11 protein-coding genes are annotated in these 12781 nt (G+C 38.2%); 6 read left to right on the top strand and 5 right to left on the bottom strand.

The window, feature by feature from the left end:
- Window positions 1-62: 62 nt before the first annotated feature.
- From FTU80_RS12630 to FTU80_RS12620, 3 genes are all read right to left on the bottom strand, one after another.
- The gene (locus FTU80_RS12630) at window positions 63-512 is read right to left on the bottom strand and encodes a VOC family protein (protein WP_180085415.1); all 450 of its coding nucleotides are present in this window, start codon (window positions 510-512) and stop codon (window positions 63-65) included.
- Window positions 513-718: 206 nt separating this feature from the next.
- Window positions 719-1894: a thiolase family protein gene (locus tag FTU80_RS12625; RefSeq protein WP_180085413.1), complete on the bottom strand. Its 1176-nt coding sequence runs from the start codon at window positions 1892-1894 to the stop codon at window positions 719-721.
- Between the two features lie 113 nt (window positions 1895-2007).
- Window positions 2008-2529 carry a GspH/FimT family pseudopilin gene (locus FTU80_RS12620; RefSeq protein WP_180085411.1) on the bottom strand — a complete coding sequence of 174 codons (522 nt, stop codon included), beginning with the start codon at window positions 2527-2529 and terminating at the stop codon, window positions 2008-2010.
- Window positions 2530-2907: 378 nt separating this feature from the next.
- On the opposite strand from FTU80_RS12620, the gene omp38 reads away from it, so the two are divergent.
- Window positions 2908-3957, top strand: a complete 1050-nt coding sequence (gene omp38 / locus FTU80_RS12615) for an outer membrane protein Omp38 (protein ID WP_180085409.1) — start codon at window positions 2908-2910, stop codon at window positions 3955-3957.
- Window positions 3958-4388: 431 nt separating this feature from the next.
- The gene (locus tag FTU80_RS12610) at window positions 4389-6566 is read left to right on the top strand and encodes a TonB-dependent siderophore receptor (RefSeq protein WP_180085407.1); all 2178 of its coding nucleotides are present in this window, start codon (window positions 4389-4391) and stop codon (window positions 6564-6566) included.
- Window positions 6567-6631: 65 nt separating this feature from the next.
- On the opposite strand, the gene FTU80_RS12605 is transcribed toward FTU80_RS12610, so the two are convergent.
- Window positions 6632-7696: an aldehyde reductase gene (locus tag FTU80_RS12605; protein ID WP_249733321.1), complete on the bottom strand. Its 1065-nt coding sequence runs from the start codon at window positions 7694-7696 to the stop codon at window positions 6632-6634.
- A gap of 429 nt (window positions 7697-8125) precedes the next feature.
- Between FTU80_RS12605 and FTU80_RS12600 the strand changes: the two genes are divergently transcribed.
- From FTU80_RS12600 to bfr, 3 genes are all read left to right on the top strand, one after another.
- Complete coding sequence (locus FTU80_RS12600) at window positions 8126-8992, top strand: hypothetical protein (RefSeq protein WP_180085402.1); 867 nt, start codon at window positions 8126-8128, stop codon at window positions 8990-8992.
- Window positions 8993-9359: 367 nt separating this feature from the next.
- Entirely contained in the window at window positions 9360-10334 is a 975-nt protein-coding gene (rlmF, locus tag FTU80_RS12595; protein ID WP_180085400.1) for a 23S rRNA (adenine(1618)-N(6))-methyltransferase RlmF, read from the top strand.
- A gap of 361 nt (window positions 10335-10695) precedes the next feature.
- On the top strand, window positions 10696-11160 hold the full coding sequence (gene bfr / locus FTU80_RS12590) for a bacterioferritin (RefSeq protein ID WP_067762676.1): 465 nt from the start codon (window positions 10696-10698) through the stop codon (window positions 11158-11160).
- Between the two features lie 58 nt (window positions 11161-11218).
- On the opposite strand, the gene FTU80_RS12585 is transcribed toward bfr, so the two are convergent.
- Window positions 11219-11752 carry a peroxiredoxin gene (locus tag FTU80_RS12585; RefSeq protein ID WP_373685224.1) on the bottom strand — a complete coding sequence of 178 codons (534 nt, stop codon included), beginning with the start codon at window positions 11750-11752 and terminating at the stop codon, window positions 11219-11221.
- 193 nt (window positions 11753-11945) lie between these two features.
- On the opposite strand from FTU80_RS12585, the gene FTU80_RS12580 reads away from it, so the two are divergent.
- The gene (locus FTU80_RS12580) at window positions 11946-12707 is read left to right on the top strand and encodes a hydrolase (RefSeq protein WP_180085396.1); all 762 of its coding nucleotides are present in this window, start codon (window positions 11946-11948) and stop codon (window positions 12705-12707) included.
- Window positions 12708-12781: the final 74 nt, after the last annotated feature.

Raw genomic sequence — 12781 nt, 5'->3', positions numbered from 1 at the left:
GATCAATAAAAAAGCCTCCATTCGGAGGCTTTTTTATTGATCAAAATACTTTTAATGAGTGATTATTCATTTTTAAGTTGGCAATTGACCATCCATTTAATACCAAACTGATCGGTAAATGCGCCATACAGCGCACCCCAAAAGGTCTTTTCGAGAGGCATTTCTATAGAGCCGCCTTTGGACAATGCATCAAACAGTCGTTTGGCTTCAGCTTGTTCACTACTGTCTAAATTAATCGAAATATAATGATTGCTGCCTAAGGTAAAGGGTTGATTGGATTGCGCACAGAATTGTTCGTTGACATCTGAGGCCATCAGCACGGTAAATTCATTGATCGACAGGGAAATATGCATAATCTTTTGCCGATCTGTATCGGATAGTGAAATGCCCTCCTCATCAGGCATATCACCATAACGCATCACATTGAGGAATTCTCCACCAAGTACAGAGCGATAAAAATTAAAGGCTGCTTCGGTATTGCCTTGAAAATTCAAGTAGTGATTGAGCTGCATGGTGGTCATCCATTTTTATTATGTCGACATTTATTTTAAGAGCCTTGGCTGAGCTGTATGTGAACAATTTATGTCTAAAATGTAAGCATAAAAAATCCCTCTTACAGAGGGATTTTCAGTCTCCCTCCTTTATTAAAGGAGGGGTTAGGGGAGGATTAAAGAATATTCCCTCTAAATCGCCCTTTGTGAAGGGAGTCAGCAGAGGATTAAAGCAATTCAATCGCCACAGCAGTCGCTTCACCGCCACCAATACACAGTGCTGCAATACCGCGTTTACCACCTGTCCGTTTTAATGCATGGATCAGCGTTAATATAATGCGTGAACCTGTAGAACCAACTGGATGTCCAAGCGCACAAGCACCACCATTGATATTTACTTTTTCAGCATCTAATTTAAATTCATCAATAGGGCACATCGTGACCATCGCAAAGGCTTCATTGATTTCCCATAAATCTACATCAGCAACATTCCAACCCGATTTATCTAGAACTTTTTGAATTGCGCCTACAGGTGCAATGGTAAACTCGGATGGATGTTGTGAATTTGATGCATAAGCCACAATTTTTGCGAGCGGATTTAAACCTTTTGCTGAAGCTTGATCTGCTGAAGTTAAAACTAAAGCAGATGCACCATCAGAAATAGAACTTGCATTGGCAGCGGTAATCGTTCCATCTTTAGCAAAAGCAGGGCGCAGCGTTGGAATTTTTTCGATATTAGCGTTAAAAGGCTGTTCGTCTTTATCGATAATCACATCGCCTTTACGACTCGAAACAGTGACAGGCACGATTTCGTCAGCAAAATATCCCTCAGTAATTGCAGTTTGCGCACGTTTAAGCGAGCGAATGGCGAAGTCATCCATTTGTTCACGTGTATAGCCTTTTGTGTTTGCCATATCCTGAGCAAAAGCCCCCATGAGTCGGCCCGTTTCTGCATCTTCTAGGCCATCTAAGAACATATGATCTTTAACGTCACCGTGGCCCATACGGTAGCCAGCTCGTGCTTTGGTCAAAACATAAGGGGCATTGGTCATTGACTCCATACCACCTGCAACCACGACTTGAGCCGAACCTGCCTTAATCATATCTGCCGCTTGCATCACGGCCTTCATACCTGAACCACACAGCTTGTTGATGGTTACGGCACCAGTTGAATCTGGAAGACCGGCTTTACGCATCGCTTGACGGGCAGGACCTTGTTTCAGACCAGCCGGAAGCACACAGCCCATAATGACTTCTTCAACATCTGTCGGTTGTAAACCCGCGCGTTCGATGGCTGCTTTAATCGTAACTGCGCCTAATTCTGGTGCAGTGACAGCGGCTAAACTCCCTTGAAAACCACCCATTGCTGTACGGGCACCATTCACGATGACGATATCAGTCATTACATGTCTCCATTTTCTTATACATTAATTTTTGAATACGTCAGCAGTATAAGTAAAATTGAACAGGAATAAAGCAAATTTAAAAGGCTGCTTTGGACTCACCGGTTCTCAAATTAGCAACTGATTGGGTTTTCAAATCGTAAATGTCCCATTCGACTTAAGACTGCTCGGATCGGTTGAAGCGTTGATTTCGAACAGTAGTAGAAACTACCATTTGAACCATTGGGTAAACCGGAGCTAGCCTGAAAGGTTAGGCTCGGAATGTGTAAAGTCCCACGCCAAGACAGATCGCCATATTTTAAATTGAGTTTATCTTGCAGCAATATTTTTTCATTTGCGTCGACTTGACGGTTTTTATTACTGTCAATAAATATGATCAGACCACTGTTCCAGTTGTTAGGTTGGCAAAGTTTAAAGTTAAGACTAGGACAAATCACAATATTGGAATGATAAATAGTGGCCTGAGCCCGTGCGAATGCATTGTGATTCTGAATAGTCAATTTGATGTTATTCGCTTCTCGCTGCGCCATTAAATTGTTGAAATGTGGTAAAGCTATCGTCACGATAATGACCATAATCGCAATTGAGACCAAAAGTTCAAATAACGTAAAGCCGGTTTCTTTATTGTAAAGCATTGATTTAATACAAAATTTAATATTATTTTTATATGTCTAATGTTATATGTGTTTTTAATGGCGATATTAATTTTGAGTATAGAATTTTATTACTCAATTTTAGATAAAGCTGTTAAAATGAAAATAGCAAGTGACAATAGGCGATTCACTGCTCAAAATTGAGTAAAAATTTACCGAATTACAACGGAAATTGTAAGTAATTTTGTCAATAATTTACTTGATTAGATTAATCAAGCACTTGGAAAAAGAAAAAAGTGTTTGTATGATTCAGCGTGAATAGCTTAAAAAAAAAACTGGGGTATAAGAAAGCCTATCTCAGGATAGCCAATTTTTCGGCTTGAGCTTGAACAACAATTGTTATCTCTGGAGGATAAATCCATGAAAATGAGTCGTATTGCATTAGCAATGCTCGTAGCTGCTCCTTTAGCAGCTGCAAACGCAGGCGTAACTGTTACTCCATTAATGCTTGGTTACACTTTCCAAGATTCTGAACACAACAACGGCCGCGACAACTTAACTGAAAGTCCTGAGCTACAAGACGACTTGTTTGTTGGTGCAGCACTTGGTGTTGAATTAACTCCATGGTTAGGTTTCGAAGCTGAATACAACCAAGTTAAAGGCGATGTGGATACTGATTGGGGTGAGTACAAACAAACTCAAATCAACGGTAACTTCTATGCTACTTCTGATTTGATCACTAAAAACTATGACAGCAAAGTTAAGCCATATGTATTGTTAGGTGCTGGTCACTACAAATACAAATTTGACGAAGCTGCTGCTCGTGGTTTAGGTGCTGACCGTGGTACTACTGAAGAAGGTACTTTGGGTAATGCTGGTCTAGGTGCTTTCTGGCGCTTAAACGATGCTTTATCTCTACGTACTGAAGCTCGTGCTACTTACAACATCGATGAAGATTTCTGGAACTACACAGCTTTAGCTGGTCTTAACGTAGTTCTTGGCGGTCACTTGAAACCTGCTGCTCCTGTAGTTGAAGTTGCTCCTGTAGCTCCAGTTGCTCCAGTTGCTCCAGCTCCTCAAGAGTTGACTGAAGATCTTAACATGGAACTTCGTGTGTTCTTTGATACAAACAAATCTAACATCAAAGATCAATACAAACCTGAAATCGCTAAAGTTGCTGAAAAATTAGGTGAATACCCTAATGCTACAGCTAACATCGAAGGTCACACAGATAACACTGGTCCACGTGCTCTAAACGAACGTTTATCACTAGCTCGTGCTAACTCTGTTAAATCTTCACTTGTTAACGAATACAACGTTGACCCAGCTCGTTTATCTACTCAAGGTTTCGCGTGGGATCAACCGATCGCTGACAACAACACTAAAGAAGGCCGTGCTATGAACCGTCGCGTATTCGCTACGATTTCTGGTAGCCGTACTGTAGTGGCTCAACCTGGTCAAGCTCAATAATTTGAGTTTAACTTCGGTTAGAAAAAAGCGGCTCTTTTGAGTCGCTTTTTTTTGTTAAAAATTTAAAAAAGGAGATTTAAATTTGGCTAAAAGGCACTAACGCAAAAGCGTTATTTACTTTTAAATAATCGTTGGATGTAAAAGGATTTATCTATTCATGTGGCAATTAACCATGTAATAATTCAAACTATTTGTATATTAATTAATCATTTGTTTGCCTGAGAACTTTAATTTAACATGCACAGTTTGTGTTTTTATTTTTTATAAAATTAATAATAAACAATTATTTACATTTGTCTTATCTACAATTTATAAAAAATGAATATTTATATTTTTCATTAAAAAAATATTATCATCGAGATTCATGATACAGTTAAGAATTATTCTAAATATAATAATGATTCTTATTCAAACAAATTAAGCGTTCAACAATGATCAATTTTCCAAAAACTCATTTAGTCCGTGCGATTTCAATCGCGATCTTAGGGGTGGGCACATCTGCAGTAGTAAATGCAGCAGAGCGAACCGTGCTTGAAACGATTGAAGTTGAGGTACCAGCCGAAAAGCAGCTTGCAAATGGAAAATTGAAAGCGCAGACAGACCTTGGTGCACTGGGAAATAAAAAAATTGTTGATACGCCTTTTAGCGTTGCTGCATATAGTGAAAAGTTAATTGAAGAACAGCAGGCTAGGACAGTTGGTGAAGTTTTAAAAAATGATGCGAGTATCCGTATTACCACCAACCAAGGTCATATAAACGAAAACTTTAATATTCGTGGCTTTGACATCAATCACGATGACATTGCACTCAATGGTATGTACGGTATGGCGCCTTATGGACGCGTACCGACTGAATTTCTAGATTCGGTAACGGTTTTAAAAGGCCCGAATGCCTTGGTTGCAGGTATGTCGCCTGCTGGTGGGGTCGGTGGTGTGGTCATCGCTAAAACTAAGCGTGCAGATAAAGAAAAAACTCAAGTTTCAGCTTCAATGGAAGAAGGTGGTTTTTACCAATCAGGTTTTGACGTTTCGCGACGTTTTGGTGCTGAAAAAGAATTTGGTCTACGTGTGAATGGTGCTTATGGTCAAGGTGAGCACATTATTGAAGGCATGGAAGATAAACATGCATCAGGTGCAATTGCTGCAGACTATACAACGGATAAGTTAAAACTTAATTTTGATGCTTTTGCGGTACGTGATGATCGTAATGGTGGGTCACCTGCAATGGTCGCGTTCGGCGTGAAAGACGCACATGGTCATATCTATAATGGCGTGCTGGATGCGCCTAAAGGCGATACCAATTATTTTAGTAATTTAGAAGGTCATACAGATAGTGAGTTTGTAGGATTAAGTGGTGAATATGCATTCACGCCTGATTTAAATGTGTATGCGGGTGTAGGGCATATTGAAAAGGCCTATAGCGGACATATTTTTGGTACGCGTCTTATCGTAGGGCAAGCTGATGGTCATGCTACTTCACAGTACTATCGTACAGGGTCATCTGAGTCGATTACATCAGCCAATACAGGTTTCCAATATAAGTTTAATACAGGTGCTGTAAAACATGCCTTAAATGTAAGAGCTGACTACTTGACCAAAGAAACAGATCAGCATGTGAAAGCGACGCAAGAGAATATTGAGTCAACCAATTTGTATGCTCCTAACACGACTGTAGGGATGCCTTCAGCGTACCCAATGGTTAAACCGAATTTAGATAATAAATATACCAGCTATACGGTATCTGATCAGATTTCAATGTTAAATGATAAATTGCAGCTGATTGTTGGTGCACGCTATCAGGATATCGATACCAAGAATTTACAAAGAAAGACTGGCTATCAAGATGATAAAATTTCGCCAAGCTTAGGTGTTGTGGTTAAACCATTTGGTGAGAATCTTTCTATTTATGCAAACTATGTTGAAGGTCTTTCTGAAGGTATAACGGTGAATAACGTTGCAGATGCCAACAATAATGTCACCTTTGCGCCATTCCAAACCAAACAATATGAATTGGGTGCAAAATATCAAGCAGGTTCTTGGTTGAATACATTTGCCCTTTATCAAATTGAAAAACCATCGACCATGGTATCTTCATATTCTGATGGTCAACCCAATAGTACAATCAATCAAATTACCACAGATGATGCAGAAACAAGTTCACGTGGCGTGGAATGGGCATTTTCAGGAGAGATTTATACAGGTCTAAATCTGATGGGTAGTTTGGCTTATATCGATGCGGAATATACCAAAGCAGCGGTGAAAAATGGTGTAACTAATCAAGGCAATACGGTATATGGTATTCCTGACTTTACCGCAACGCTTGGCTTAGATTATGCGGTACCTTATGTAGATGGTTTAAATGTGAATGCGCGTGCAAATTATGTGAGTGAACAATATTTAAATGAAACTAATAGTCTTAAACTACCAGACTATACAATCTTAGATTTAGGTGCGCGTTATAAAACCAATTTGGGTGGTGTAAATACTACATTCTTAGCCAATGTTGATAACGTGACTGATGAGAAATATTGGGAAGGTACATTCAACTCAGGTTATGCCTTAGTGGGTGGTCCACGTACCTATAAAGTCGGCGTGACTTTTGATTTCTAAGTTAGATTAGTTTTTTTAATATAAAAAGCCACCTATTCAAGGTGGCTTTTTTGCAAATGAATGATTTACGGAATATATTGCCTCACCACACCGTCATCGAGGAGTTGTTGGAAATGTTCAACAACACTTTGTTGAATATTTCGGTACTCAATGCCCAATTCTTTTTTACTTTTTTCAGCATTAAAGTAAATTGGGTAACCCATATTCAGTTCAACAAACTTTCGTGGGAAACCTGCAAGAGGGCCAAATGCTTTAAAGGCAAACTTCGGTAAGGTATTACGTGGAAAAGGAAATTTATTACCAAAATGCGAGCGTAATATTTTCCCCATTTCTAATAAACTTAAAGTACCACCGCTAATGATATAACGACCTGATGCTTTAGGGTTTAATGCTGCTTGTACGTGCGCTTCGGCGACATCACGGACATCGACGATACCATTCCACATTGGTGGAACACCGGCCAAAGTCATACCATTGGCAAACTGTTGTAGAACTTCAACGCTTCCTGACTGTGTTGACGCTGTTAAAGATGGCCCCATGACCAGTGCTGGATTAATACAGACCAGATCCCAACGGTTTTGTGCTTTTTGCATTTCCCACGCTTTGCGCTCAGCCATCACTTTTGAATATGGATAAGGCTGATGAGTTTCTGAACTGGAGGTATTCCAATGCGATTCATCAAATTCATTATGCTCGGTCTGTAGAATATCAATGGCATCACCATAGGTTGATGCGATGCTTGAAGTCACGACAACACGTTGTACAGATTCTGTTTTATTGACACTGTTGAGTACATTTTCAGTGCCTAAAATAGCCGGCTCAATAATGTCTTTTATTGCGTTTTTATAGTTGGTCACAACAAAAGGGGATGCCATATGGATCACAATGTCACAACCTTGCATGGCTGAATCAAATGCACCCTCATCCAATAAATTGGCTTGAAACAGTTTTAAAGCGCCAGTTGTTTCAGCTGCAATTTTTTCGAGATGTGCAAATCCTGATGTTTTATTCAGATCACGAACTGTGGCATGTACCGTGTGCCCTAATTCAAGTAAGTTTTTAATGACCCAACTGGCAATATAGCCTGTCGCGCCTGTGACGAGTATCTGTCTTGTTGTCTTGCTATTCATATTCTTCAACTTTAATAGACGCATTTTTTTATCATATTGAGAATATTTAGTTTTGTCTTTGATTGATTTGAAAAAATATATGTTGATGATTGGGTTTAATGCGCACTAAATTCAGCAGAGAATGCTGTAAAAGAACTTTTTTATTGATCTTAAAAACGTAAATATGGGATGAATGTTGGATAGATGTATATTCTTATGAGTATGGATGCAAAATCTCACAGAAAAATGGACAAAGAGTCATATCTAACTTGTGCGCTTTAATTTAAAGCCTAAATCTTAGGTCTTGGTTTTTTATTTCGTATAACAGCCATTATGTTAAATGGGAATTTCTTTTGGATGGCTATTTAATTATTTTTCAAACAAATACATCATACTATGCCCACATGATTTTTTATTTCAATTGTTATGAAACCTACAAATGATAATCCAATGAAAAACCCATATGATCATCCAGAATTTAAAAAAACTATGGAATGGCATGAGAATGCCCAAAGTAATAATTTGACCCCACAACCCTGTGTGGCTGCTTGGATTGATATATGTGGTTTTGGATCTCAATTAGAAAAAGCTGGTTGGAGTCTTATAGAACTACAAAATCAGAATTTATTAAAATTATTAAGTTCTGTCTATTTGAGGTTATCTGATCCATTTTGGGTAGGTGTACCACCATTTCCATTTGAAACTACTCTTATTATAAATGATGGGGTTGCTAAAACAGTTGATTTAACTAATTTAGAACATACAGATGGAATCCTAATTTCGAAATATATAGAGGAACTACTTATTGCTCATTATCATCTCTTGATTATTACAAAGAAATATGGATTAGGTGTTAGAACAGTGGTAGCTGGCGGAGAAAGAATCCAATACTCACATAATGAAAAAACTGGGTACTCTATGTCTTATTACAATGCTGAAAAAATTAGTCCATTTACAGAAAAAATGTTAAAACAGAATTACTTATATAGCCCAGCTGAATTTCAGATGAATACTGCTTTTGCTAAAGCTTATTCAATTGATTCTCAAGGAACAAAAGCTCGTTTTGTAGTAAATGGCTTTTTCATCGAAAAAGACTTTCTGCATAAATTAGCTAAAAGTACTCAGATAACAATCGAATATTTAGATAAGATAATTAGGATTTCATCCCATAAATTACCCTCTTTTGATATCTGTTATGATGAAATTATTCCTTTTGAGTTTAAAGGTCTTAAGACAGAGATTTATAGAGTTGTATCAGTAATTTTTTCTGAAGACGATGAAAAAATCCTTTTTGATTTAACTAAAGCGTCTGATTAGTATTTCTAAAATCAACATAATACACTTTATACGAAATTCTATTTTTTATTTCATATAAATCAATATCTTATACTTGTATAAAAAGCCCAATCATCACCGAGTGGACTTTTTTTGATTTCTCATGTTATTTGGCTATTATTTAATCAATGTTTCGCAGTTTTGTTTAATGAGATTAAATGCTATTGCAACCAAAAATGTCCAGATTAAATTAGCATAGATGTGCAAGTGGTTATTGATTTGCAGATAGACAAATAAAAGGATTGGGGCGTCATTGATGGTTAAATTCACGTACAATATTGACTAATTTGCAGGTATTGATCCTGCCTTATCAGATGATTCTGTTCTCCCGTTGAATATTGGCATACACATGGCGCAAGCAAAGAAATCTTTTCCGCAGCAAAAATCGGAATTACATGCACGAAATCTGCATCGCAGTCGTTACGATTTTCCTCAGTTAATACAGAGCTGTCCGGAACTTGCACCTTTTGTCAGCCCAAATAAATATAATGATTTATCGGTAGATTTTTCTGATCCACACGCTGTGAAAATGCTCAATAAAGCATTGCTTAAGCATTTTTATGCCATTCAATATTGGGATATTCCCAAAGATTTTCTTTGCCCGCCTATTCCGGGCAGGGCTGACTATATTCACTATTTGGCTGACTTGTTGAGTGCCAACAAAGAAGGGCAGATTCCAACAGGACACAACGTTCAAGTCTTAGATATTGGGGTGGGCGCGAACTGTATTTATCCGATCATTGGTCATCGCAGCTATGGCTGGAAATTTGTAGGCTCAGACATACATGCTGCATCGGTTAAAAGTGCTCAATTTATTGTGGAGGCAAATCCGAATCTGCGTAAAGGCATTCAGATTCGATTGCAAAAAAAAGCGAGCAATATTTTTAATGGTGTGATTAAACCTTCAGATCGTTTTGATTTGACCATGTGTAATCCACCATTTCATGCCTCGCAAGATGAAGCCAACGCGACAGCAACGCAAAAATTAAGAAAACTGGGCAAGCCAGTTGATCGGAGCAAGGTGGTATTAAACTTTGGCGGTCAAAAGAACGAACTCTGGTGTGATGGCGGCGAAGAGCGATTTGTCTGCCAAATGGTACAAGAGAGCATCCAGTTTGCTGAACAATGTCTTTGGTTTAGTACGCTGGTTTCCAAGAAAATAACATTGCCTGTGCTCTTAAAAGCCATAGCGAAGAGCGGTGCAGTGGATGTAAAAACGATTAAAATGACACAGGGACAAAAAGAAAGCCGTTTTGTCGCTTGGACTTTTTTAGATTCAAAGCAGCAGCAAGCATGGAAGAATGCACGTTGGACTTCAGCTTAAACCTGTCTTATTTGGAAATGTTCACCTTGCTCTTGACTGCAATGCATAGGGTATCAATATAAAGTTTCCCATAGCGATAAGCTCAGTGTGTTGAATCAATCTGGAGATATTTTTGCTAAACAAGACGCATTGTTAATTGTTACAAAAAACAGCATCCAGCGATTTTTGATTATTTCGTGTTCTAAATGCCTTAAATTTTCTGCAAGGGCTTCTTTTATATGTGAAAAATACGCGGAATTGAACTGCAAATGCGTATGTTTATCATTTAAATTTTATATAAATCATAAACTTACAAAAATTATATTTTGCATTCATTTTGAAATTTGTCCATAATATTTGAAAAGGGTATGGAGTGAAGAAAATGCGTGGCAATCCAGAAGTCGTAGACTACTTAAATATGCTGATCGGTGGCGAACTGGCTGCTCGTGATCAATACTTAATTCATTCCCGTATGTATGAAGATTGGGGCTTAAGTAAAATCTTTGAACGTATCGATCATGAAAGCCAAGAAGAAGGCTCACATGCAGATGCATTGATTCGTCGTGTATTGTTCCTTGAAGGTACGCCGAATATGAATCGTGATGATATTGAAGTCGGTACAGACGTCGTGACCTGTTTAAAAGCGGATTTGGCGCTTGAATATCATGTTCGTGAGAAACTTGCTCAAGGCGTAAAATTGTGTGAAGAAAAGGGTGACTATGTGACCCGTGATATGCTCCGTCAGCAAATGTCAGATACTGAAGAAGATCATACCTACTGGCTTGAAAAGCAAATGCGTTTGATCGAACTTATTGGCCTACCAAATTATATTCAGTCTCAAATGTAATTTAAAAAATATCAAAATAAACCCAGCTTCTGCTGGGTTTTTTATTGGACCATGAAAACTATTGTTGTAGTTTTTTAATATCTGTCAGGACCTTCGCCGCGTGTGTCTGTGCATTCACGCTGGTATAGTGATAAACAATAAAGCCTTTCGGATCAATGAGAAAGGTTTCACGTTTGGCAACTTTCAAAATCCCTAAGTTTCGTACAATACCTAGCTGTGTCGCCAGCTTGTGCTGTTGGTCGGCAAGAATTGGAAAGGGAAGTTGTAGTGCTTTAGAGAACTTTTGATGTGATGCAACATCATCTAAGCTTGCGCCCAAAACAACCGCATTACTTTTTAAAAATTGTGGATATAGGGTTTTAAATTGATTGGCTTCTTCTGTACAACCGGGTGAGTTGTCTTTAGGGTAAAAGTACAGAACGAGCCATTTCCCTTGATATTGCTTCAGTTCGTGCCATTTTCCATTTTGATCTTGCAATTTAAAGTTGGGTGCGGGTGTGCCTACCCATTGTTTTTGTTTGTTTTGACTGGTGCTGAGTATTGATGTTTCGGCAACTGTGATTTGGGTAGTTGCTATTAAAGCACATGTCATGAAACAGATTTTTAGCAATGAAGAAACTTTCATAGAGCATCAGTTTATATCGTTCTTTATCTGATCTTAGCAAATTTTAAAGCACTGTAGGCAGGCTGATTTTATATTTATCAAAGTCGATTGCGAATGTCTTTTGGCAAATCGGTTGTTGTGCTGAAATGCCACTATCAAACGTGCTTTGAACTTTTATACTATGTGGAATCGTTTAATTTTAGAGTTTGTATTGAATCAACATATTTTACTTATTACTGGCTGGGGCGGCGGTCGTAAATTACTTGCTCCTTTACAGCAGGCATTGATCACACAAGGTTATCAGGTCGAATTATGGAATATTTTTGATGCCTTAAATCTAGCAGTGCTCGAACAGAAAGTTGAATTGGCGCAGCAATTTGATGTGATTATTGGCTGGTCACTTGGTGGTCAATTGGCGACGATTTTGGTAGATGAAATTCAAAAAAAATATCAACAACAGAGAGTGCTGATCACATTAGGCTCAAATCCAAGTTTTGTGGCTGATGAACAGTGGCCTGCTGCGATGGATCAAGTCAGTTTTCAAAGCTTCAAACAATCTTTCGAGCAGGATGCAATTTCGACCCTAAAAAAGTTTGGTTATATGGTTTGTCAGGGCACTGATAGCAGCAAGCAAGATTTCATCACCTTGCAAAGTTTGATTCAAGCACAAAATTTAGATGTGCTTCGAGCAGGATTGAACTGTTTGGAGAAGCTTAATAATGTCAGTATCTTGAAAAATTACACTGGTCATCAATACCATTTGTTTGCTAAGCAAGATTTTTTAGTTAGTTACAAAGTTGAACGCTTACTGCGTAATTTAGCTGTAAAGTTTTTGGAGACTGAATTGGTTTCTGGATCACATGGCTTTCCATTGTTTCAATCTGAAGTCATAAGTTGCAAAATCTGCCAATATTTAAAGAAAATAGAACAAATCTCTGACTAGCTGGGCTTTATGGCAATTTATTTTTCCTTGCAGTGGGTTTAACATCTTGCCTCATTGATGTTTAAGCCTGATAC

Origin of the sequence: Acinetobacter sp. YH12145, from assembly GCF_013418335.1 — a bacterium.
In the GTDB taxonomy this organism is placed as follows: domain Bacteria; phylum Pseudomonadota; class Gammaproteobacteria; order Pseudomonadales; family Moraxellaceae; genus Acinetobacter; species Acinetobacter amyesii.
This window is presented reverse-complemented; position numbering and strand designations above follow the sequence as displayed.